Source organism: Ruegeria sp. CI5 (genome assembly GCF_056536885.1).
Genome location: NZ_JBQFQN010000005.1, coordinates 38491 through 60285, shown reverse-complemented (window position 1 = coordinate 60285; position 21795 = coordinate 38491). Strand labels below are relative to the sequence as shown.

Genomic DNA, 21795 nt, shown 5'->3' with positions numbered 1-21795 from the left:
ATTACAGGCAGGTTGATCCACATGACAGACAGTATTTCCTTCGCCCAAGGGCGAAATTATCTGGCCATTCCGGGCCCTTCCGTGATTCCGGACGCGGTACTGCAGGCGATGCACCGCCCGTCACCCAATATCTATGCCGGTGAACTGGTCGAGATGATGCCCGACCTGACGGCCGACTTGCGCCGCGTGGCCCGTACCCGGCACGAGGTGGCGATCTACATCGCCAACGGCCACGGCGCGTGGGAGGCGGCGCTGTCCAACGTTCTGGCGCCGGGGGAAACCGTGCTGGCTCCGGCTTCGGGGCGGTTCACCCATGGCTGGGCGGAAATGGCCGAGCGTCTGGGCGTCAAGGTCGAACTGATCGATTTCGGCCCCTCCGACCCGTGGGACATGGATCGGATCGCGCAGGCCCTGCGGGCTGATGCCGACCACCGGATCAAGGCGGTTCTGGCGGTGCATGTGGACACGTCCAGCTCGATCCGCAACGACATTCCGGCGCTGCGGGCGTTGCTGGACGACCTGAACCACCCGGCATTGCTGATGGTGGATTGCATCGCCTCGCTGGGCTGCGACCGGTTCGAGATGGATGACTGGGGCGTCGATGTCATGGTCACCGCCTGCCAGAAGGGGCTGATGACCCCTGCGGGCATGTCCTTCGTGTTCTTCAACGACCGGGCCAAGGCCAAACGGGCCGCGATGCCGCGGGTTTCGGCCTATTGGGACTGGCAGCCACGATCAGAGCCCGACTGGTTCTATCAGTATTTCGGCGGCACCGCGCCGACGCACCACCTGTACGGCCTGCGCGCCGCCCTGGATCTGATCCATGCCGATGGGATTGAGCAGGTTTGGGCCCGCCATGCGCGGCTGGCCCATGCCGTCTGGGCCGCCTGCGAGAAGTGGGCCGAGGCCGGGGCGCTGCACCTGAACGTCGGCGATCGCACGCATCGCAGCCATGCCGTCACCGCTCTGCGCTTGACCGAGGGTCGCGGCACGCCCCTGCGCAGCTATACCGAGCGGCACCTGGGCTTGACCCTTGGCATCGGGCTGGGCATGGCGGACGAGGAGTCATGTTTCCGGCTGGGCCACATGGGCCATCTGAACGGGCACATGGTCATGGGTCTGCTGGGCGGCATCGAAACCGCCATGGCCGCGTTGGAGATCCCACGCGGGTCCGGCGCGCTCGAGGCTGCGGCGGGGGTTCTGGCGGGCTAGGCGCTGCGCGCGGCCGCCAGCGCCTGCGGCAGGGCGGCGGCAAAGGCGTTCAGGTCGGCTTCGGTGCCGCAACTGACGCGGATGCAGCGGTTCTGCGGGGCTGCAAATGGCATCCGTACAAAGATCCCCTGCGCCACCAGCGCATCCAGCACCGCCTTGGCAAATGCTCCGTCGCGCCCGCAGTCGATCGCCACGAAATTGGTGGCCGAGGGCAGCGGGGCCAACCCGTTGTCACGCGCGATCGCGCCGATCCGGTCGCAGGCCGAGGCGATCTGTGCTTGTACCTGCGTCAGCCAGTCCTGATCGTGCAGGGCGGCCAGCGCTCCGGCCTGCGCCATGCGGTTCATGCCGAAATGGTTGCGCACCTTGTTGAAGGCCGAGATCAACTCGGGCGCTGCGATTGCATAGCCGACCCGGGCGCCGGCCATGCCGTAGACCTTGGAAAAGGTGCGCATTCGGATCACGCGTGGATCATCCGCCGCGACCGGCGCGGCAGTGCCTTCAGGCGCGCATTCCACGTAAGCCTCGTCCAGGACCAGCAGACAGCCGTCGGGCAGGACGTCCAGCGCCGCGACGATGTCCGCGCCGCGATGCCAACTGCCCATCGGGTTGTCCGGGTTGGCCAGATAGACCAGCTTGGCGCCGACCTCGGCCGCCTTGGCGAACACAGCGGCCGGGTCCTCGTGATCGTTGGCATAAGGCACCTTGTGGATCGCCCCGCCATAGCCCGCGACGTGGTAGTTGAAGGTGGGATAGGCCCCGTCCGAGGTCACGACCGCATCGCCGGGACCGACCATCAGGCGCACCAGATAGCCCAGCAGCCCGTCGATGCCTTCGCCGACCACGATGTTGTCGGGGCTGATTCCGTGATGATCGGCCAGCGCATGGCGCAGATCGTGGTTCTCGGGGTCACCATACATCCAGATGCCGTCAGCGGCCTGCCGCATCGCCTCGATCGCGCGGGGCGAGGGGCCGAACACGCTCTCGTTCGCGCCCAGTCGGGCCACGAAGGGCGCACCGCGCTGGCGCTCCTGCGTCTCGGGGCCGACGAAGGGCACGGTTGCGGGCAGGGATTGGGCAAGCGGGGTGTATCTGGGTCCGGTCATGGGCGCAGATAATCCCAAGGGCATGGCCGGGGCAAGCCTTGCATCGGGCCTGGGCGTCCGGACCGATCTGCCCTCACGTCGGGCTGGCGTCGGCTGTGGGTTTCGGGGCATTGTTTGCCCGGAACATCAAACCCGGAGGCCCAGATGGCGCGCGTATCAGTCGAATACAGGAACCACATCGCCCATGTCACCCTGACCCGCGGCGACAAGATGAACGCGCTGGACGATGCGATGGTCAAGGCGATCCTGGCAGCGGGGCAAGAAGTCGCCGCCTCGGACGCCCGTGCCGTGGTGCTGTCGGGCGAGGGCAAAAGCTTCTGCGCGGGGCTCGACATGGCCAGCTTCGCGGCCATGGCGCACAAGGACCCGACCGAGTGGCTGATGACCCGCAACCATGACGACGCGAATGAGATGCAGGAACTGGCGCTGATCTGGCGCCGCGTGCCGGTACCGGTGATCTGCGCCATTCAGGGCGTGGCCTATGGCGGTGGTCTGCAGATCGCGCTGGGCGCCGATATCCGCATTGTCCATCCCGACGCCAAGCTGGCTGTGATGGAGATGAAATGGGGCATCATCCCCGACATGGGCGGCATGGTCCTGTTGCCGAAACTGGTGCGGTCCGACGTGCTGCGCCTGCTGACCTACACCGCGCGGCCCATAGGAGCCGCCCAGGCCGCCGTTTGGGGGTTGGTCACCAGCCTGTCGGATGATCCGCTGACCGAAGCCATCGCACTGGCCGAGGATATTGCGGGCAAGAGCCCCTCGGCCATCCGCGCCGCGAAACGCCTGATCGAGGTGGCCGAAACCAAGTCGCGAGCCGAGGTTCTGCTGGCCGAATCCGCCGAACAGGTCGAACTGATCGGCAAACCCGACCAGATGGAAGTGGTGATGGCCCAGATGCAGGGCCGCAAGCCCGAGTTCAAGTAAACCTCGCGGGCCGCGGCCAGATCCAACTCAACCCCGCAGGCGCGTCGTCACCCCATGGGCGATGCCGCCTGCCAGCAGACCCCAGACCGCCGCGCCCAGACCGAAAACGGTGATGCCCGAGGCGGTGATGGCAAAGGTCAGGATCGCGGCTTCGCGCTCGGCCGGAACCTCGAGCGCGGCGAAGGTGGCATTGGCCATGACCCCGATCAACGCCACTCCGGTCAACGTGCCCATCAGCATCGGATCGGCATGGGCGGCAAACCCGGTGATGGCCACGGCGAATACCCCGAACAGGCAATAGAACACCCCGGCCATGACCGCCGACCAATAGCGCTGATCCCGGTCGGGGTGGCTGTCCTCGTTCGAGCACATGGCAGCGGTGATGGCCGCGAGGCAGGTCGCCGGCGCGCCGAAGGGGGCCGACAGGATGCTGGCCCCGCCCACGGCCGAGAACAGCCGTCCTGCGATCGGGGCGTAGCCAAAGCTGCGCATGACCGCGATGCCGGGGATGTTCTGCGTGGCCATCGTGACCACGAACAGCGGCACCCCGATGCCGATCATCGACGCCAACGAAAAGGTAGGCGTGGTCCAGACCGGCGCGGCCAGCAGGTGGTCGGGGCGGACCGACGGTCCGTCAGAAAACAGAACGACGACCACCGCGGCGGCCAGAACAGCGGCGGGGACCGCCAGCAGTCTGTGCACACGTCCGGCGATGAACCAGGTCAGGATCACCGGCAGGGCCTGCCAGGGGATATCGACCGCGGCCTGAAACGGGATGATGCACAGCGGCAGCAGCACCCCGCCCAGCATCGCCTGCGCCAAGGAGGTGGGAATCGCCGCCGCCAACCGTCCCAGCGGGCGCCACATCCCGGCCAGCACGGTCAGCGCACCCGCAAACAGGAACGCGCCGATGGCACCCGAGAATCCCGCAGCCGGCGCGGCCGAAACCGCCAGCAGCGCCGCACCGGGCGTGGACCAGGCCACGCTGATCGGTTGGCGGTACCACAGGCTCAGCACGATCGCCGCCAGCCCCATTGCAAGGGCGGCCATCATCAGCCCCGACGCCGCCTGAGGCCCCGAGGCGCCCATGGCGTCCAGCCCCTGCAGGACAATCGGAAACGAGCTGAAAAAGCCGACTACGGCCACGACCAGCCCGGTTGAAACGGTCTGCATCGGCGGAAAGGGTCTGGACATGGGGGCCTCGGTGGATTGGTCCCGAGATTGCTAGCAACCGTTTGGCCCGGTGAACAGGGCCGGGTGCAAAAAACCCCGCCGGGCGTGCGCGGCGGGGTTTCGTCAAGCTGCGGAGGGCTGACGGATCAGGCAATCTCGGCCAGTCGGGCCAGCGCCTCGTTGATGCGGGCCTCTTCCTCTTCGCGGGCGGCCAGGTTGGCCTTGGCCTCTTCCACCACCTCTTCGGGGGCCGAGGCCACGAATTTGGGGTTGTTGAGACGCCCGCGCAGACCGCCCAGTTCCTTGGCCAGTTTGCCCTTGGCTTTTTCCAGCCGTTCCTTCTCGGCGCCGATGTCGATGATGTCGGCCAACGGCAGGCCAAAGGACGCGCCGGGCGCCGCGATCGAGATCGTGCCCTTGGGCAGCGTGTCGGTCTTGGTCAGGCTGTCAATCCGCGCCAGCCGCTTGACCAGCGCCTCGTTCCGGTCCCAGGCGGCCTGGCCGTGGGCGTCGATCTCGGTCACCAGCATCGGCACGTACAGGCCCGCCGGGACGCGCATCTGGGCGCGCGCCGAGCGGGTGTTCTCGATCACCGAGATCACCCAGTTCATCTCGCGATCCGCGTCGGCGTCGACCAGATCGTCGGCGGCATAGCTGGGCCAGTCGGCATGCACCAGCATCTTGGGCCGCGTGCCGGTCAGGCCCCACAGCTCTTCGGTGATGAAGGGCATGATCGGGTGCAGCAGGACCAGGCACTGATCCAGAACCCAGCGCATGGTGGCGCGGGTCTCGGCCTGGGCCTCGGCATCGTCGCCCTGCAGCAGCGGTTTGGACAGTTCCACGTACCAGTCACAGACCTTGCCCCAGACAAAGGCATAAAGCGCATTGGCCGCGTCATTGAAGCGATAGCTCTCCAGCGCCGAGTCGACCTCTTCGCGCACGCGGGCGGTTTCGCCGATGATCCAGCGGTTTACGGCGGCCTTGGGCTGCAACTCGGCCACGTCCAGTTGCGGGACGGCGTCGGTAAAGACCTCGTTCATCTCGGCAAAGCGGACGGCGTTCCACAGCTTGGTGCCAAAGTTGCGATAGCCGGTGATGCGCTCGCGCGACAGTTTCAGCACGCCGCCGATGGCCGCCATCGACGCGTTGGTAAAGCGCAGCGCGTCGGCGCCGAACTCGTCCACGATTTCCAGCGGGTCGATGACGTTGCCGGTGGTCTTGGACATCTTCTTGCCCTTCTCGTCGCGGACGAGCTGATGCAGATAGACGGTGTGGAACGGAATTTCGTTCACCACGGCCAGCTGCATCATCATCATCCGGGCGACCCAGAAGAATAGGATGTCGAACCCGGTGATCAGGACATCGGTGGGGAAGTAGCGCTGCAACTCCTCGGTCTGTTCGGGCCAGCCCAGCGTGCCGATGGGCCACAGGCCGGACGAGAACCAGGTGTCCAGCACATCCGGATCGCGCCAGACCGGATAAACCAGCTTGGTCGGATCGCGGTCGATGGCGTATTGCGCCAGGCTTTCGGCGAACCGGTGGATCGCCTCGTGCTTGTCGGCCACCTCGATCACCGTGGCGTGGCTGAGCGGGCTGGGAATGTCGGCATTGTCATCCAGGAACTTCCCGGTGACGTCCTCGAAGCTGGCGGCGCACTCCATGACCGCGCCCCGGTGCAGCATGCCGCCTTCGTTCAGCAGCCGGCCCAGTTCGACCAGGTCCAGCTCGCCGTCGTTTTCGTCATCCTTGAAATCCTCGGCGGACAGGTCCAGCCCGTACCAGACCGGAATCTGATGGCCCCACCACAGCTGGCGGCTGATGCACCAGGGCTCGATGTTTTCCAGCCAGTGGTAATAGGTCTTTTCACCCGATTCCGGGATGATCTTGACCCGGCCATCGCGCACCGCGTCCAGCGCGGGACCCACGATCTTTGACGTCTCGACGAACCACTGGTCGGTCAGCATCGGTTCGATCACTACCTTCGAGCGGTCGCCGAAGGGCTGCATGATCGGTTTGCTCTCGACCAGCGGCACCAGCGCGTCGGCGCCCTCGGCATCGGGTTTCAGCGCGGTCGATCCCAGGCGCGGGTCATCCGCGCGGGTCATCACGGCCAGGCCTTCGGCGGTGATCTCTTCGACCAACTTGGCGCGCGCCTCGAACCGGTCCAGGCCGCGCAGGTGGTCGGGCACCAGGTTGATCGCGTCGATCTCGTTCTCGGTGAATTCGCGCCCGCGGGCATATTCCTGGGCCTTGGCGGCTTCGTCTGCGTAGGGCGCGCCGTCGACCCGCATGTGGCCGCGCGTGTCCATCAGGCGGTACATCGGGATCTTGCCGCGCTTGGCCACTTGGTAATCGTTGAAGTCATGCGCGCCGGTGATCTTCACCGCGCCCGAGCCGAAATTCGGGTCAGGGTATTCGTCGGTGATGATCGGGATCTGGCGGCGATGCTCTTTCGGGCCCACCGGGATTTCGCACAGCTTGCCGACGATGGGCGCATAGCGTTCGTCCGACGGGTGCACCGCAACCGCGCCGTCGCCCAGCATGGTCTCGGGTCGGGTCGTGGCGATCGAGATGTAGTCGCGCTCTTCCTCGAGGATGACGTTCCCGTCCTCGTCCTTTTCGACGTAGGTGTAAGTCTCGCCCCCGGCCAGCGGGTACTTGAAGTGCCACATGTGGCCGGCGACCTCGATATTCTCGACCTCGAGGTCCGAGATCGCGGTCTCGAAATGCGGGTCCCAGTTGACCAGCCGCTTGCCGCGGTAGATCAGGCCCTTGTCGTACATGTCGACAAAGACCTTGATGACCGCGTCATGGAAGTTGGGGCTGTTTTCGTGGCCCGTGCGCGGGTCGCCGGCCGCACCGGCCATGGTGAAGGCGTTGCGCGACCAGTCGCACGAAGAGCCGAGGCGTTTCAGCTGCTCGATGATGGTGCCGCCGTATTCGCCCTTCCACTCCCAGACTTTCTCAAGGAACTTCTCACGGCCCAGTTCGTTCCGGCTGGGTTGTTGCGTGGCGGCGAGCATCTTCTCGACCTGCATCTGCGTGGCGATGCCGGCATGGTCCTGCCCGGGCTGCCACAACGTGTCGAACCCGCGCATCCGGTGCCAGCGGGTCAGAATGTCCTGCAGGGTGTTGTTGAACGCATGCCCCACATGCAGCGCGCCGGTCACGTTCGGCGGCGGGATCATGATGCAAAAGCTTTCGTCGCGCGACTTGTTCGCGCCTGCCTTGAAGGCTCCGGCCTGTTCCCAGGCCTTGTAGATCCGGGCCTCGGCCTCGGCCGCGTTGAATGTCTTGTCCATCGCCATCGGGTGCGTCCTGCGTCATCGATCTTGGGTCAGCGCCTGCAATAGCGAATGGCGGCGGGAAGGGAAAGGGCCAAGCACCTCGCGCACTGGACATCCGCCGCATCAAGGCTAGGGTCGCGGTCTGAGGCAGTGAAAGGGGCGCGTCATGGAAAAGTTTGGCAAGAGCCAACCGGTCACCCGGACCGAGGATCAGCGGTTCCTGACCGGTCAGGGGCGCTACATGGACGATACGGTGCCGCCCGGTGCGCTGTACGCGGTGTTCTTTCGCAGCCCGGTGGCGCATGGCGACATCACCGCGCTGGACCTCGACGCCGCCCGCGCCGCGCCCGGTGTGCGGCTGGTGCTGACCATCGATGACCTGATCGCCGCCGGAATCGACCCGGTGCTGAGCGCCACGATCCTTGTCAACCGCGACGGCAGCCGCGCCGCCAGTCCCCCGCGCCACATGCTGGCCCGCGACCGGGTGCGCTTTGTCGGCGAGCCGGTGGCGATGGTCGTGGCCGAAACGCTGGCGCAGGCCCGCGACGCCGCCGAGCTGATCTGGATGGACACAGCCGACCGCCCCGCCAAGCTGGACCTTGCGCCGGGCGGTGAGCCGCTGCACCCCGAGGCCCCCGACAACCGCGCCTTTGACTGGGCCGTGGGCGACGAGGCCGCGACCCAAGCCGCCTTTAACGCTGCCGCTCATGTCGTGTCGCTGCAGGTGGCCGACAACCGGGTGATCGTGAACTCAATCGAGCCGCGCGGCTGCAACGCGGTCTGGTCCGACGGGCGGCTGCATTTCAGCTATGGCGGGCAGGGCGTCTGGGGGATGAAGGCGCAGCTGGCCGACAAGCTGCGGCTGGACCCGCAGGCGGTCCATGTCACCACGCCCGATGTGGGCGGCGGGTTCGGCATGAAGGCGATGCCGTACCCCGAGTATTTCTCGGTCGCAGTAGCGGCGATGCAACTGGGCCAGCCCGTGCACTGGATGTCGGACCGGACCGAGGCGATGCTGTCCGACCACCACGGGCGCGACCTGACCTCGCTGGCCGAACTGGCCTTTGACGAGCATCTTCGCATCACCGCCTACCGGGTCCACAGCCGCTGCAACCTGGGCGCGTACAACAGCCATTTCGGCCAGGCGATCCAGACCAACCTGTTCAAATGCGTGCTGCCCGGCGTCTATGACGTGCAGAAAACCTATCTGCGGGTCGAGGGGTTTTATTCCAACACCACCCAGGTCGATGCCTATCGCGGTGCCGGCCGCCCCGAGGCGATCTATGTGCTGGAACGCGCGATGGACCGCGCCGCGCGGGAACTGGGCGTCGACCCGTGGGAACTGCGCCGCCGCAACTTCATCCGGCCCGAGGCGTTTCCCTATGTCTCGGCCACCGGTGAAACCTATGACGTGGGCGATTTCGGAATGGTCCTGTCCCGCGCCGCCGAACAGACCGACGGTTTCGCCGCGCGCAAGGCCGCCGACGCCGAACGCGGCCTGATCCGGGGGCAGGGGCTTTGTTTCTATATCGAAAGCATTCTGGGTGATCCGTCCGAAGGCGCGAAAATCGAATTCTGTCAGGATTACACCGTGAACCTTTATGTCGGGACGCAATCGAACGGGCAGGGGCATGAGACGGTCTATGCCCAGTTCCTGTCGGACCAGACGGGAATTCCGGCCGACCGGATCCGGGTCGTGCAGGGTGACAGCGACCGCATGGCGCAGGGCGGTGGCACCGGCGGGTCGCGCTCGGTCACGGTGCAAAGCGCGGCGACGCTGGTCACGATTGACCAGATGATTGCCGCATTCACGCCCTATCTGGCGGGCAAGATGGGGGTCGAGGAAAGCGATGTGACCTTCGACCATGAAACCTTTCGCGCGCCGGGGTCGAACCTGACGCCCACGCTGATCGAAGCGGCCGAGATGGCACGCGCGGATGGCCGCCCCGACCTGCTGCAGCACGAGGCCCGCACGCAGCTCGAGGCGCGCAGCTATCCCAACGGCGCCCATGTTGCCGAGATCGTGATCGACCCGGAAACCGGCACGACGACGGTCGACCGCTATACGGTCGTCGATGATTTCGGCAATCTCATCAACCCCATGCTGGCCGAAGGGCAGGTGCATGGCGGGGTGGCCCAGGGCATCGGCCAGGCGCTGTGCGAGCACGTGGTGCATGATGGTGAGGGGCAGTTGCTCACGGCAACGTTCATGGATTACGCCTTGCCGCGCGCCGCTGACATACCCATGATTAGGTTTACCTCGGCGCCGGTTCCGTCGACCGCCAACCCCATGGGAATGAAAGGATGCGGCGAGGCAGGCACCGTTGGCGCATTGGCCGCGGTTGCAAATGCGGTGCAGGATGCGCTCTGGGATCATGGAGTGCGGCAGGCGGACATGCCGTTCACTCCGGTCAAGGTTTGGGAATTGTTGTCGAATGGTACTGTCGCGGTTCGGTAAGAAGATACTTGGATGGCTCGGCCGCCCCCTGCGGTCCGAGCATTCCGCCGAAACGCGCCACCGCGAACCCATCAGTCATGTCATCATCCTGGACGGAACGATGTCTACCCTGGAGCCCGGCTTCGAGACCCATGCCGGCCAGACCTTTCGATTGTGCTGTGAAATGGGCAATCAGGTCTCGGTCTTCTATGAAGCGGGCGTGCAATGGGAGAGCTGGAAATCCACGCTGGACGTGATGATGGGGCGCGGGATCAATCGCCAGATCCGCAGGGCCTACGGCTATCTTGCCTCTCGGTACAAGCCCGGCGATCGGATCTACTTCATCGGCTATTCCCGCGGCGCCTATGGTGTGCGCAGCCTTGCCGGCGTCATCGATATGATCGGGCTGCTGCGGGCCGAGCATGCGACCGAGCGCAACATCAAGCAGGCCTACCGGCATTATGAGTGCAACCCGGGCGGGCAGGCCGCACAGGACTTTCGCCGGAATTTCTGCCACGACGGCGTCGAAATTGAGATGATCGGCGTCTGGGACACGGTCAAGGCATTGGGACTGCGCCTGCCGCTGTTGTGGCGCATGGCCGAAGAGCGGCATTCATTTCACAACCACCACCTCGGGCCGTCCACCCGGCACGGCTATCATGCGCTGGCGCTGGATGAAACGCGAGAGGTCTTCACGCCGGTCCTTTGGTCGACCGCACCGGATTTCCGAGGCCATTGCGAACAGGTTTGGTTCCGCGGCACGCATGGTGACGTCGGGGGGCAACTCAGCGGGTTCGAGCCCGCGCGACCGCTGGCCAACATTTCGCTGGTGTGGATGCTCGACAAGGCCGAGTTGCATGGTCTGCCGCTGCCTGAAGACTGGCGCAACCGCTTTCCCACTGATCCCCATGCACCGTCGGTCGGGACGTGGCGGGGGTGGGGCAAGATCTTCCTGTTGCGCAGGCATCGCACCGTAGGTCAGGACCCGTCCGAACGCCTGCATGTCTCGGTTTCGCCCGACGAACTGCCCAAATGGGTGCACCTGCCGGCAGGGCCACATTCGCACCCGGCGCAGTAGCGGTCAGTCAAACATCGCCGGGCTGGGTGACTTGCCGTTCGCTTGAAACGCATCGTGGATCTCTTTTTCCAGATTGCGTGTCAGGGACAGGTCCGGCAACGCATCCGGGGCGAAGAACGCCGCTTCGCTGGTTTCGGGGCCCGGGGTCGGGGCGGCGGCATCCAAAGGGCTACACAGGAAGAACAGTTTGTAGAAGTCCCGTGCATCTGCCGGGTAGGGATGCCGTGCCTTGTGGCGTACGGCATAGAGTGTCTGCGCCGTGACACGCAGACCGGCTTCCTCCAAGACTTCGCGTTCGATGTTCTCCGACGGAGAGCTGCCGATATCGGCAAAACCGCCAGGCATCGCCCACAACCCGTCGCTGCGTTCCCGTACCAGCAGGATTCCGCCGTTGCGAATTACGGCGCCGCGGATGTCGATGCTGGGTGTTGCGTATCCGCCCGAGTAGGCAGGCATCGCCATTTCGATCTGTGACAAAGGCACCCGACCCAGATCGGCCAGCATCGCGCGGGCAATTCCGGCGATTTCGTCATAGCGTTCGCGGTCGAACGGATCGGTGGCGAAATGCTGGCCGGTTTCGGCCAGCGCCAAAAGCCGTTTGGCCCGGGCCAGCCAGGTATCCTCCATCGCTGTCGGATCCTGGCGCATGGGCCTCAACGACGCCGGTCGCGGCGCGAGCTCATGGGTTGGAAGGCGACGCCCACATGCGCCTCGCAATAGGGTTTGCCCGGCTCGGCCGGCAGACCGCAAAACCAGAAATCATCCGTAGCCGGATCGCCCACGGGCCATTTGCAGGTCTTTTCGGTCAGTTCCATCAGGGTCAGCTTCTTGGCCTTCTTCTCGACCTCGTTGACCTTGGCCAGTGCCTCGGGGCTGATCTCATTGGCCGAGGGCTGCGGCGGCAGCGGCTGGCCGGCCGGAATGATCTGGCGGCGCGGCGGCGTGGCCGGCTTTGCCTCGGCGGCCGGCGCGGCGGCTGCGGGGCGGGCCGGCTCGGTCTTGGGGGCGGGTTTGGGCTTGGCTTCGGCCTTGGGCGCGGGGGCCGGTTTTTCCTTGGGCTCGGCCTTGGCCGGTGCGGCGCCGGTGGTACGGTTCGACAGGCCCAGGCGATGGACCTTGCCGATCACCGCATTGCGGGTGACCCCGCCCAGTTCCTTGGCGATCTGGCTGGCCGACTGGCCTTCGCCCCACATTTTCTTGAGCAGTTCAACGCGCTCGTCTGTCCAGGACATGGGTAGCCTTTCAAAAGCGGGAAAGCGGCCTCGGTCACGGGCCGCCTTCGGAATTCGTCTCAGCGCCCTATTCTAATCACTGCGGGCCGAGTTACAAGCGGTCATCGAATCAGATTGGGGGCAGGAATGCAGAATCTCGCGGATCAGGACATGCGCCGTTTCGGAGCGGTCAACTGGATGGGGTTGTGGACACTGGCCCAGCGCGAAACCCTGCGCTTCCTGGCGGTCTGGACGCAGACCCTGCTGGCGCCTCTGGTCACAGCGGGGCTGTTTCTGCTGATCTTCAACATTGCCGTCGGTCCGGGGCGACCGGATGTCATGGGCGTGCCCTTCCTGACATTCCTGGCGCCCGGGATCATGATGATGACGGTGATTCAGAACGCCTTCGCCAACACTTCGTCCTCGATGGTGATCTCGAAAGTGCAGGGCAACATCGTCGATACCCTGATGCCGCCGCTGTCCCCGCTCGAGATATTGCTGGGCTATCTGGCGGGCGGCATCGCACGGGGTGTGCTGATCGCGTTGATGCTGGCCGCTGCGCTGGCGCTTGGCTTGGGGCTGATGCCGCAGCATCCCGCGCTGGCCTTGGTTTTCGTCATTCTTGGGGGTGCGTTCATGGGCGCGCTGGGCCTGCTGGCAGGGGTTTTTGCCAACAAGTTCGATCAGATGGCCGCCATCACCAACTTCATCGTTACTCCGTTGGCGTTTCTGTCTGGCACCTTCTACTCGGTCGACGCGTTGCCGCCGTTGCTGAACAGGATCAGTCACGTGAACCCCGTTTTCTACCTGATCGATGGATTGCGATACGGCGTGATCGGAGTGTCGGACAGCAACCCGATGTTGGGGATGGCCGTCTGTTTGCTGTCGACCCTGTTGGTCTGCGCCGTCATCTGGCAAATGCTGCGGACCGGTTACCGTTTGAAGGCCTAGGCAGCTTCGGACAACGAACCGGGCTGTAGCGGCACGCGGGGGCGTCCCAGCCGCGGATGCAGTCGCGCGGCCACGGACCAGGCGCCCAGCAGTGCAAACCCACCTGCCGCAAAAACACCAGCCACCGGTGTCGCCAGCAACACCAAGGCGGCAACGCCTGGTGTCAGAATTCCCGAAACGTCGCGATAGCTGGAATAGATTGCGGACATCTCTGTCCGCTCGGACGGCTTCACCGCCATCAGGAATGGCAGACCGGCACAAATGTCCAGCACGATCAACCAGATTGACCCTATGACCAGTGCGACGACCGATGCCACCGGCCAGCCCGAGAGCAATGCAGCCAACAGAAAACATGTGGCGCAGGCGGCAAAGCCCGTTCGCACGGCGCTGCGCAGAGACCGGTTCTGGACCCAGCGCAGAATCAGGGGGGCAGCAAACAGCATGGCGTTCGTGGCTGACAAAAGCGTGCCGCCCAATTGCTCACCCAACCCGTTTTCGATGGCGAAAATCGGAAGGTAGACCACATAGATCCACCAGCCACACGACCGGATCATGGCAAACAGATACCCGGCCACCAGCCGTGGTTGGGCAAAGAACCGTGGTAGAAAAGACAGCGGATTTTGCGTTGCCCTCCTGGCCTTGGTAATCAGTTTGCCGTTGCCCAAACGCATGGCCCAGAACATGATCAGCATACCAATGGCGGCGGCCGCGCTGATGACGAAAGGGGCCGGCGCCCATAATTCCATCAACATCACACCTGCCATCGGCCCCGCTGTCCAACCCAGCGCGCTGTAGAACATCCGGCTTGTTTCGCAGCGGCCGAGCTCGATCTTGCTGATGTAGTCCAAAACGTAGGCGTTGAAGCAGATGAAAGTAACCACCGCGGCCACGGTGTTCAGCGCAAGTGCCCCGATCACGGCCTCGGGGCTGCCGTCGATGGCCAGCAGAGCGCCGGTGATGAACATAACGCAGCCGGATGTGTAGGCCCATCGTCGCGGGACATAACGGATCAGGAACGGCACCATCAGTCCGGCCAATAACGAAACGAGGCCGACCAGAAAGTAAACGAGCGAGACGGACCCGGCGTCGCCCATGGCCCGGTACATCACCAAGGGGAATACGGAAATCAGGATGCCGCGAACCACGGCCTCGAACCCGGCAAGTATGCCGAACTTGCGAACGGAGGGCGCGGGCGCATGACGGACCCATTCCGGGATTCGGCGTTCGTGCATCGGGCAATCTCTCTAACCAACCGCATTCAGGGTGCGTCATGCGGTGTCGGTTTCATGAGAGTTTGCGACATCGGGGTCGCCTGGGGACAAGGCCGTAGAAAAAATTCTAGCGGCGTCTGGCTCGGGCCTCGCGCCAGACAAGGATCAGCGCTCCGGTCAGAATGACCCCTGAGCCCAGCAAACTGACCCAATCCGGAACGACCCGGAACACCGCAAAGTCATAAAGCGCGGCGAATATCAGCGTTGCATAGCTGATCGGCGCTACGAACGAGGCATCTGCCCGGGCCATTCCATTGACGAAGCAGGCCTGCGCGCAAGCCATCAGAAAGCCAATGCCGGCCAAAGCCGCCCACTGAGCGGGCGATGGTGGTTGCCAGACGGTTGCGACCGCGATGCTGGCAATCGTCAAGCCCATGGCATTGTTGATGAGCAGGATCTGGATGGGGCTCTCGCGGCCAGACAGCTTTTTGATGAAGATCAGTTCCATCCCGATCACTGCCGCCGCCGCCAAGGCCAGCAGAGCCGCGGGTTGAAAGCTGTCGGGGGTCGGGCGCAGCAGGATGATGGCCCCCGTCAAAGCCACCGCCGCCGCCAACCAGCGCCAAGGCCCCACGGTCTCTTTCAGCAGAGGAATGGCCAGAACCATCGCGAAAACAGGGTTCAGAAACGATATCGCCGTGGCATCGGCTATGGGGATATAGGCGACCGACGCGAACATCAGAGTAATGCCAGTCCACCCGAAGCTGGTGCGTCCGACATGCAGGCCCCAGTGGGGACGCCGTAGTTGGGGACGCAGAACGCCAACCGCTGCCACGATGACCACAAATGCGAACAGGAACCGGCCATGGCTGATCTGCATCGGGTGCAGGGGGGGGCCCAGTGTCTCGGTGCCCAGAGCTTTGGCCAGCAATGTCGTGCCCGCGATGAAAGCGCTGGCGCAGAAGATAAGTACGGCTGCCAGGGCAGGGTTGTGGGCTTGTGGTGAGAACATGGGCCATCGGTGCGCCAGCGTAAGAGAAATGACAAGCCCGAATTGCAAGGGGTCCAACCCGCGCCTGCAAAAAATCCATGGGCGGATACATTTTGCCTTTCCACACTGGGCTGGCCCCGCTATACGGGCGCCCATGATCAAACTCGTGCATATCCTGCCGCTCCGACGCCGACGCATCACCGCGTAACCGGCCCGTTTGATCCTGCGCGCGCGACCCAAATCCGCGCATCTCTCACCAAATCTGTTGACGAACCCGGTCTCAGTGTTTCAGTCACTGGGTTCAAGTTTTCCAAAAAGGATGATCCGATGATCCCGTCCGTTCTGCCGACCTACAATCGTGCTCCGCTGACCTTCGTTAAGGGCGAAGGCGCCTGGCTGACCGAGGCGGACGGCCGACGTTTCCTTGATCTAGGCGCGGGGATTGCGGTGAATGCGCTGGGCCATGCCCACCCGGCACTGGTCGGGGCCTTGACTGAACAGGCGCACGCGCTGTGGCACGTGTCGAACCTGTACCAGATCCCGCAGCAGCAGGCGCTGGCCGACAAGCTGGTGGATCTGACCTTTGCCGACACGGTGTTCTTCACCAATTCGGGCACCGAGTCCTGCGAATTGGCGGTCAAGATGGCCCGCAAATACTTCTACGATCAGGGGCAACCCGAGCGGGTGGAGATCATCACGTTTGATGGGTCTTTCCATGGGCGTTCTTCAGCGGGCATCGCCGCTGCCGGGTCCGAGAAAATGACCAAGGGGTTCGGCCCGCTGCTGCCGGGGTTCGTGCATGTCGCCTTCGGCGATCTGGACGGTGTGACCAACGCGATCAGCGACAAGACCGCCGCGATCATGATCGAGCCGATCCAGGGCGAGGGCGGCATCCGCCCCGTCCCCGATGTCGAACTCAAGGCCCTGCGCCAGATCTGCGACGACAACGGGCTGCTGCTGATCCTCGACGAGGTGCAGTGCGGCGTCGGCCGGACCGGGAAACTCTTCGCCCACGAATGGGCGGGCATTACGCCCGACATCATGATGGTGGCCAAGGGCATCGGCGGGGGCTTTCCGCTGGGTGCGGTGCTGGCCACCGAGGCGGCCGCCAGCGGCATGACCGCGGGCACCCATGGGTCGACCTATGGCGGCAACCCGCTGGGCTGCGCAGTGGGCTGCGCGGTCCTGGACCATGTGGCAACCCCGGCCTTCCTGGACGGCGTCAACCGCAAGGCGGGACTGCTGCGCCAAAAGCTCGAAGGCCTAGTCGCCGATCACCCCGACGTTTTCGAAGAGGTCCGCGGATCTGGCCTGATGCTGGGCCTGAAATGCAACGCGCCCAACGCCGACGTGGTCGCGGCCGGCTATGACAACGAAGTCATCACAGTGCCCGCGGCCGACAACGTGATCCGCCTGCTGCCGCCGCTGACCCTGACCGAGGATGACATCGCCCAGGCCCAGATCCGCCTCGAGAAAGCCGCCAGGCAGGTTCAAGACCAGCTCGCCTCGGCCTGACGCCCCCTATTCCCGAAAGCGCCGGGGGAGACGCTTCCGGCAACCGACAGTGAAAAAGCGAACCGACATGAACCATTTTCTTGATATCCACAAAACCGATGCCGCCGCGCTGCGGTCGATGATCGATCAGGCCGGCGCGATGAAGCAGGCCCGGTTGGGCCGTCCCAAGGCCGCACCCGACGACGAACAGCCGCTGGCCGGCCGCATGGTTGCGCTGATCTTCGAAAAACCCTCGACCCGGACCCGCGTTTCGTTCGATGTGGGTGTGCGCCAGATGGGCGGTCAGACCATGGTGCTGTCGGGCAAGGACATGCAGCTGGGCCATGGCGAAACCATCGCTGACACCGCCCGCGTGCTGTCGCGCTATGTCGACATGATCATGATCCGCACCTTCGACGAAACCATCCTGACCGAGATGGCCGAATACTCGGACGTGCCGGTGATCAACGGCCTGACCGACCGCACCCATCCCTGCCAGATAATGGCCGACGTGCTGACCTACGAGGAACACCGCGGCCCCATCGCCGGGAAAAAGGTGGTCTGGACGGGTGACGGCAACAATGTCTGCGCCTCGTTCCTGCATGCGGCGGGTCAGTTCGGTTTTGACCTGACCTTTACCGGCCCCGCCCAGTTCGACCCCGAGGAAGAGTTCATGGGTTTCGCCCGCCAGAAGGGCTCGAAGATCGTGGTCGAACGCGACCCGTACAAGGCCGTCGACGGCGCTGATCTGGTTGTGGCCGACACCTGGGTTTCGATGCACGATTCCCAATCCGCGAAAGAGCGTCGGCACAACCTGCTGCGGCCCTATCAGGTCAACGCCGAACTGATGGCCCATGCCAAGCCCGACGCCCTGTTCATGCACTGCCTGCCCGCCCACCGCGAGGAGGAAGCGACCTCCGAGGTGATGGATGGGCCGAACTCGGTGATCTTCGACGAGGCCGAGAACCGCCTGCATGCGCAGAAGGCGGTAATGCGCTGGTGTTTGGGGGTCTGAAGCCCCCTCAGAAATTCAATGGGAGCCTCTGGTTCTCTTTCATTCTTGGAGGCTCCCATGCCGCACGTCGTTCTGGAATTTTCCGCCGGGCTTGAGCAATCGCACGATTTTCAAGCCATATGCGAAGAACTCTATACGGTCCTCGCCGTGCATGAGGAATTTGACGCACCAACGCTGAAAATTCGCGCGATGCCGATCCCATATTCCTTCATCGGGACCGAGCCGCAGACCTTCATCCATGCCTCTCTGTTGCTGATGCAGGGACGGGATGAACAGACCCGAGCCGAGCTGAACGCGATCACTTTGGATGTTCTGGCCGCCGCTGCGCCGACGGTCGGCAGCATCACGGTGCGGGATGTAGAGATGAACCGCGCCACCTATGCCAAGCGCCTGGCGACCTGACGTGCGCCCGTCGCCTAACCCCGCGGATTCACGTCCCAGACCTGCAATCTGACCAACGCTCCGACGCAGGCGAACAATACAAGCCCGCACAATGCGGCCTTTGTGACGGTTTCCATCGCGCCCTCGATCAACAAGGCATGAACGACCGTGCCCAGGATGGTCACAAGCGCAAGACTGGCATGGGCCAACCGCCAAACGCGAAACCGCCATCCCAGCCAGCTACGCAACGCGGCCAGCGCCGCGGCGGCGAACGCTGCCCACATGGCCGCCACGCCCCAGGCCGAGAAGGGGGTGGGGGAGCGGAACAGCAGGGCATCCACCACGTCCGGCGGGCTGGTGATCCACAGTCCGCCCACATGCAGGGCAATCATGGCGATCAGGGTGATCCCGACCCAGCGGTGCACCATTCGGCTGTTCATCGCGGTCAGTCCCGGCAACACGCGCGCAGCCAGCAGCGGCTGTATCAGCAGCAATCCCAACCCGATGATCCCGGCGAAGCCTGCAGCGATATAGATCGGGCTGCGCCAGGCCAGATACGGGCTGAACCCCGCCACCACCACGGGCACCGCGATGGCCGCGATCAGCGCCAGCCAGACCGCAAGGACGCCCGGGCGCGGCACGTGGTTCAGACCGGTTGCAGAACGAAATGCGCGGCGAGGGTCTTGTCGCGCGCACTGGACATGATCGGGCGCAGGAAGACGGTCTCGAATTCGCCGCTGTCATAGGCCAGATGTCCGTGCGGCTGACCAAAGGCCGGCACGATCTGCGGCATCTCCAGCCGGAATTCTCCGTTCGCATCGGTCAGGGTGGCGCCGTGGCTTTGCGGGTCGCGCTCGTGGCCTTCGGTTGTGTGCGCCCAGACCTGGATGCGCTGACCGGCCAGGGGCGCGCCGTCGCCGGCCCGCCGTACTGCGCCGGTCATCCAGAAACCGCCGCCGCCGATCCGGTCCACGATCGGCGCGCCCGGGCGGTAGTTGTTCGATCCGCCCCGCATCGACGGGGTAGGCGCCAACCCACTGGCCCGCGCGGGCAGGATCAGGCCGCTGCCGGCCGTGGCGACCAGAGCGGTACCGGCCACCAACATGGTTCTTCGGTTCAGTGAATCTCCGGGCATCGAAACCTCTCCTGTGCTGACCCGGCAGCTGTTCCAACCGCCACAGTGGAAGAATAGCACGATCGCGGCTCATTCCGAGCGTTCCGGGCAAAAACCGGCCAACCGGCGGACGAAAGCGCATGGAATGGACCAAGGCGGCAATAATCTTTGACGCCTGCGCCATTCGGGTGCGATCCTTTTCTTTGCGCCACCAAGGGGGGAAGCCGATGACAGATGCCAACCTGCTGACAAAGGATGAAATCGCCGCCTTCCGCCGCGATGGTGCGGTGGTGCTGCGCCAGAAATTCAGCGCAGACTGGCTTGAGTTGCTGCGCGCGGGCATTGACGCTGATCTGGAGACCCCGACCGAGAACTTCACCCGCCACACCAAGGACCCGGACGCGCCTGCCTATCTTGAGGATTACTGGGCCTGGAGCAAGATCCCCCAGTTCGAGGAATTCGTTCGCAACTCGCCCTGTGCGCCAATCGCTTCCGAATTTCTGGGCGCCGCGCCGATCAATCTGGTGATGGACAACTGGTTCCTGCGCGAGGCCGGATCGACCTCGCGCCCGCCATTCCATCAGGACCTGTCCTATTTCGATTTCGAAGGCTCGATGTGCGTGCTGTGGCTGCCGCTTGAACCGGTCAGCAAGGACAACGGAATCGCCTTCGTGCGCGGCTCGCATCTGTGGGACAAGCTGTTCATGCGGGTGCGTTTTGCCGATGGGCACCCCAGCTATGAACCCACACAGGTTGCAGGCCGCACCTATCACCCGCCACCGGACGTGAATGCCGACCCCGGCACCTATGACCTGCTGCAATGGGATATGGACTTGGGCGACTGCATCTATTTCGACATGCGCACGCTGCATGGCGGGCTGTCCTCGGTCACGCCCTCGGAAACCGTGCACCGCTTCACCCTGCGCATGACCGGGCCGGACGGGGTGATCCGGTATCGCGGCGATTGGGCCAAGGAGGAACGGGCGCAATTCGAGGCCGCCGGCTATGCTGAGGGCGACCGGATCGCCGGCCCGTTTTTCCCGCAGCTCTGGCCCCGTGCACAGGGCTGATCCGGGCCGCAGCCTGTCTGTGCGCAGATGCACTTTGTCCGCCGGTATTTTGCGCTAGATTGACAGGAGTGAACATCCCGCCGCACCGGATTGGAGGCCGACATGAGCTGGAACCCCACCCACAGCCCCGAATGCGTCAGCGAAGGTTCGGCGCTGGAGACCCTGATCATCCCGCGCGCCCGCGATCTGGGCGGGTTCGAGGTGCGCCGCGCGCTGCCCTCGGTCAAGCGTCAGTTGGTGGGGCCCTTTATCTTCTTCGATCAGATGGGACCGGCCGAGTTCATCACCGATGGCGGCATCGACGTACGCCCGCATCCGCATATCGGGCTGGGCACGGTCACCTACCTGTACCAGGGCGAGTTTGAACATCGCGACAGCCTTGGCACCCATCAGATGATCTATCCCGGCGAGGTCAACTGGATGGTCGCGGGCCGCGGCGTCACCCATTCCGAACGCACCAGCGCCGAAACCCGCGCCAAGCGGCACAGCCTGTTCGGCATCCAGACCTGGATCGCGCTGCCCGAAGCACACGAAGACATGGCCCCCGATTTCGAACATCACAAGCAGGGCGCGTTGCCGCATATCCAGGATGCCGGTGTCAGCGCCCGGCTGATCCTCGGCTCGGCCTATGGGGAAACCAGCCCGGTCACGATGCTGTCTGAAATCTTCTATCTGGACGTGCAACTGGATCCCGGCGCCGCGTTTCCGCTGCCCGACGATCATGAGGATCGGGGCGTCTACGTCACCCAGGGCTCGGTCGAGATCGCGGGTGACCGGTTCGAGGAAGGCCGCATGATGGTCTTCCGCCCGGGTGACCGCCTGTCGGTGACTGCCGGGCCGGCGGGGGCGCGGCTGATGCTGCTGGGCGGGGCCACGATGAATGAGGATCGGTATATCTGGTGGAACTTCGTCTCGTCTTCGAAGGACAAGATCGAAACGGCGATCCGCGAATGGAAATCCGCCGATTGGGCCAACGGCGCCTTCCACTTGCCGCCGGGGGACGAAGACGATTTCATTCCGATCACTCCCGAACTGGAACGCACCAAACCCCGGCGCGCGCGCTGAACGCGACGTCAGCGCCCGCCCGGCTTGCCCGCCCGCGCGATCCCGGCGATCCTTGACGGCAAACGGGAAGGG

Annotated in this window: 19 protein-coding genes; 10 read left to right on the top strand and 9 right to left on the bottom strand. The window is 64.5% G+C overall.

Translation table 11 applies throughout. The annotated features are described in order from the left end of the window. Nucleotides 1-21: 21 nt before the first annotated feature. Nucleotides 22-1212 (top strand): pyridoxal-phosphate-dependent aminotransferase family protein, encoded by a 1191-nt coding sequence (locus ACR0BA_RS15030; protein ID WP_480728713.1) that lies wholly within the window; start codon nucleotides 22-24, stop codon nucleotides 1210-1212. Here ACR0BA_RS15030 and ACR0BA_RS15025 read toward each other — a convergent pair. Beyond that, the gene (locus ACR0BA_RS15025) at nucleotides 1209-2318 is read right to left on the bottom strand and encodes a pyridoxal phosphate-dependent aminotransferase (protein WP_480728712.1); all 1110 of its coding nucleotides are present in this window, start codon (nucleotides 2316-2318) and stop codon (nucleotides 1209-1211) included. The genes ACR0BA_RS15030 and ACR0BA_RS15025 overlap by 4 nt on opposite strands. Before the next feature lie 144 nt (nucleotides 2319-2462). Between ACR0BA_RS15025 and ACR0BA_RS15020 the strand changes: the two genes are divergently transcribed. Further along, a complete protein-coding gene (locus tag ACR0BA_RS15020) occupies nucleotides 2463-3245 on the top strand; it encodes a crotonase/enoyl-CoA hydratase family protein (RefSeq protein WP_480728711.1) in 783 nt (260 codons plus the stop codon). Between the two features lie 27 nt (nucleotides 3246-3272). On the opposite strand, the gene ACR0BA_RS15015 is transcribed toward ACR0BA_RS15020, so the two are convergent. Continuing rightward, a complete protein-coding gene (locus ACR0BA_RS15015; RefSeq protein WP_480728709.1) occupies nucleotides 3273-4439 on the bottom strand; it encodes a benzoate/H(+) symporter BenE family transporter in 1167 nt (388 codons plus the stop codon). 125 nt (nucleotides 4440-4564) lie between these two features. Beyond that, nucleotides 4565-7726 (bottom strand): valine--tRNA ligase, encoded by a 3162-nt coding sequence (locus ACR0BA_RS15010; protein ID WP_480728707.1) that lies wholly within the window; start codon nucleotides 7724-7726, stop codon nucleotides 4565-4567. 145 nt (nucleotides 7727-7871) lie between these two features. On the opposite strand from ACR0BA_RS15010, the gene ACR0BA_RS15005 reads away from it, so the two are divergent. Both ACR0BA_RS15005 and ACR0BA_RS15000 read left to right on the top strand, forming a co-directional pair. Further along, nucleotides 7872-10163, top strand: a complete 2292-nt coding sequence (locus ACR0BA_RS15005) for a xanthine dehydrogenase family protein molybdopterin-binding subunit (protein WP_480728705.1) — start codon at nucleotides 7872-7874, stop codon at nucleotides 10161-10163. After that, nucleotides 10141-11220, top strand: a complete 1080-nt coding sequence (locus ACR0BA_RS15000; RefSeq protein ID WP_480728704.1) for a DUF2235 domain-containing protein — start codon at nucleotides 10141-10143, stop codon at nucleotides 11218-11220. The genes ACR0BA_RS15005 and ACR0BA_RS15000 overlap by 23 nt, the downstream gene beginning before the upstream one ends. 3 nt (nucleotides 11221-11223) lie before the next feature. Here the strand turns inward: ACR0BA_RS15000 and ACR0BA_RS14995 are convergent, their stop codons facing one another. Beyond that, nucleotides 11224-11847: an NUDIX hydrolase gene (locus ACR0BA_RS14995; RefSeq protein ID WP_480728702.1), complete on the bottom strand. Its 624-nt coding sequence runs from the start codon at nucleotides 11845-11847 to the stop codon at nucleotides 11224-11226. A 26-nt stretch (nucleotides 11848-11873) separates the two neighbouring features. Then, a complete protein-coding gene (locus ACR0BA_RS14990) occupies nucleotides 11874-12452 on the bottom strand; it encodes a GcrA family cell cycle regulator (RefSeq protein WP_093962717.1) in 579 nt (192 codons plus the stop codon). Between the two features lie 126 nt (nucleotides 12453-12578). Between ACR0BA_RS14990 and ACR0BA_RS14985 the strand changes: the two genes are divergently transcribed. After that, nucleotides 12579-13382 (top strand): ABC transporter permease, encoded by an 804-nt coding sequence (locus ACR0BA_RS14985; protein ID WP_480728700.1) that lies wholly within the window; start codon nucleotides 12579-12581, stop codon nucleotides 13380-13382. On the opposite strand, the gene ACR0BA_RS14980 is transcribed toward ACR0BA_RS14985, so the two are convergent. Both ACR0BA_RS14980 and ACR0BA_RS14975 read right to left on the bottom strand, forming a co-directional pair. Further along, a complete protein-coding gene (locus ACR0BA_RS14980; protein WP_480728698.1) occupies nucleotides 13379-14614 on the bottom strand; it encodes an MFS transporter in 1236 nt (411 codons plus the stop codon). The genes ACR0BA_RS14985 and ACR0BA_RS14980 overlap by 4 nt on opposite strands. 106 nt (nucleotides 14615-14720) lie before the next feature. Next, nucleotides 14721-15605 carry a DMT family transporter gene (locus tag ACR0BA_RS14975; RefSeq protein ID WP_170337989.1) on the bottom strand — a complete coding sequence of 295 codons (885 nt, stop codon included), beginning with the start codon at nucleotides 15603-15605 and terminating at the stop codon, nucleotides 14721-14723. Nucleotides 15606-15911: 306 nt separating this feature from the next. Between ACR0BA_RS14975 and ACR0BA_RS14970 the strand changes: the two genes are divergently transcribed. The 3 genes from ACR0BA_RS14970 to ACR0BA_RS14960 all read left to right on the top strand — a co-directional run bounded on the left by ACR0BA_RS14970 (nucleotide 15912) and on the right by ACR0BA_RS14960 (nucleotide 18495). Then, the gene (locus ACR0BA_RS14970) at nucleotides 15912-17099 is read left to right on the top strand and encodes an acetylornithine transaminase (protein ID WP_480728696.1); all 1188 of its coding nucleotides are present in this window, start codon (nucleotides 15912-15914) and stop codon (nucleotides 17097-17099) included. A 67-nt stretch (nucleotides 17100-17166) separates the two neighbouring features. Continuing rightward, the gene (gene argF, locus ACR0BA_RS14965) at nucleotides 17167-18093 is read left to right on the top strand and encodes an ornithine carbamoyltransferase (RefSeq protein WP_093963032.1); all 927 of its coding nucleotides are present in this window, start codon (nucleotides 17167-17169) and stop codon (nucleotides 18091-18093) included. Nucleotides 18094-18150: 57 nt separating this feature from the next. Then, nucleotides 18151-18495: a 5-carboxymethyl-2-hydroxymuconate Delta-isomerase gene (locus tag ACR0BA_RS14960; RefSeq protein ID WP_480728694.1), complete on the top strand. Its 345-nt coding sequence runs from the start codon at nucleotides 18151-18153 to the stop codon at nucleotides 18493-18495. Between the two features lie 14 nt (nucleotides 18496-18509). Here the strand turns inward: ACR0BA_RS14960 and ACR0BA_RS14955 are convergent, their stop codons facing one another. Together ACR0BA_RS14955 and ACR0BA_RS14950 are read right to left on the bottom strand one after the other, a co-directional pair. After that, on the bottom strand, nucleotides 18510-19115 hold the full coding sequence (locus ACR0BA_RS14955; protein ID WP_480728692.1) for a ferric reductase-like transmembrane domain-containing protein: 606 nt from the start codon (nucleotides 19113-19115) through the stop codon (nucleotides 18510-18512). A gap of 5 nt (nucleotides 19116-19120) precedes the next feature. Further along, nucleotides 19121-19609 carry a twin-arginine translocation pathway signal gene (locus ACR0BA_RS14950; protein WP_480728691.1) on the bottom strand — a complete coding sequence of 163 codons (489 nt, stop codon included), beginning with the start codon at nucleotides 19607-19609 and terminating at the stop codon, nucleotides 19121-19123. Nucleotides 19610-19815: 206 nt separating this feature from the next. On the opposite strand from ACR0BA_RS14950, the gene ACR0BA_RS14945 reads away from it, so the two are divergent. Next, nucleotides 19816-20658 (top strand): phytanoyl-CoA dioxygenase family protein, encoded by an 843-nt coding sequence (locus ACR0BA_RS14945; protein ID WP_480728689.1) that lies wholly within the window; start codon nucleotides 19816-19818, stop codon nucleotides 20656-20658. Nucleotides 20659-20760: 102 nt separating this feature from the next. Continuing rightward, nucleotides 20761-21723 (top strand): pirin family protein, encoded by a 963-nt coding sequence (locus tag ACR0BA_RS14940; RefSeq protein WP_170366627.1) that lies wholly within the window; start codon nucleotides 20761-20763, stop codon nucleotides 21721-21723. Nucleotides 21724-21795 lie beyond the last annotated feature (72 nt).

Coding starts and splice junctions, on each gene's coding strand:
- ACR0BA_RS15030 (WP_480728713.1), top strand. CDS start 22: ATGACAGACAGTATTTCCTTCGCCCAAGGGCGAAATTATCTGGCCATT.
- ACR0BA_RS15025 (WP_480728712.1), bottom strand. CDS start 2,318: ATGACCGGACCCAGATACACCCCGCTTGCCCAATCCCTGCCCGCAACC.
- ACR0BA_RS15020 (WP_480728711.1), top strand. CDS start 2,463: ATGGCGCGCGTATCAGTCGAATACAGGAACCACATCGCCCATGTCACC.
- ACR0BA_RS15015 (WP_480728709.1), bottom strand. CDS start 4,439: ATGTCCAGACCCTTTCCGCCGATGCAGACCGTTTCAACCGGGCTGGTC.
- ACR0BA_RS15010 (WP_480728707.1), bottom strand. CDS start 7,726: ATGGCGATGGACAAGACATTCAACGCGGCCGAGGCCGAGGCCCGGATC.
- ACR0BA_RS15005 (WP_480728705.1), top strand. CDS start 7,872: ATGGAAAAGTTTGGCAAGAGCCAACCGGTCACCCGGACCGAGGATCAG.
- ACR0BA_RS15000 (WP_480728704.1), top strand. CDS start 10,141: ATGGTACTGTCGCGGTTCGGTAAGAAGATACTTGGATGGCTCGGCCGC.
- ACR0BA_RS14995 (WP_480728702.1), bottom strand. CDS start 11,847: ATGGAGGATACCTGGCTGGCCCGGGCCAAACGGCTTTTGGCGCTGGCC.
- ACR0BA_RS14990 (WP_093962717.1), bottom strand. CDS start 12,452: ATGTCCTGGACAGACGAGCGCGTTGAACTGCTCAAGAAAATGTGGGGC.
- ACR0BA_RS14985 (WP_480728700.1), top strand. CDS start 12,579: ATGCAGAATCTCGCGGATCAGGACATGCGCCGTTTCGGAGCGGTCAAC.
- ACR0BA_RS14980 (WP_480728698.1), bottom strand. CDS start 14,614: ATGCACGAACGCCGAATCCCGGAATGGGTCCGTCATGCGCCCGCGCCC.
- ACR0BA_RS14975 (WP_170337989.1), bottom strand. CDS start 15,605: ATGTTCTCACCACAAGCCCACAACCCTGCCCTGGCAGCCGTACTTATC.
- ACR0BA_RS14970 (WP_480728696.1), top strand. CDS start 15,912: ATGATCCCGTCCGTTCTGCCGACCTACAATCGTGCTCCGCTGACCTTC.
- argF (WP_093963032.1), top strand. CDS start 17,167: ATGAACCATTTTCTTGATATCCACAAAACCGATGCCGCCGCGCTGCGG.
- ACR0BA_RS14960 (WP_480728694.1), top strand. CDS start 18,151: ATGCCGCACGTCGTTCTGGAATTTTCCGCCGGGCTTGAGCAATCGCAC.
- ACR0BA_RS14950 (WP_480728691.1), bottom strand. CDS start 19,609: ATGCCCGGAGATTCACTGAACCGAAGAACCATGTTGGTGGCCGGTACC.
- ACR0BA_RS14945 (WP_480728689.1), top strand. CDS start 19,816: ATGACAGATGCCAACCTGCTGACAAAGGATGAAATCGCCGCCTTCCGC.
- ACR0BA_RS14940 (WP_170366627.1), top strand. CDS start 20,761: ATGAGCTGGAACCCCACCCACAGCCCCGAATGCGTCAGCGAAGGTTCG.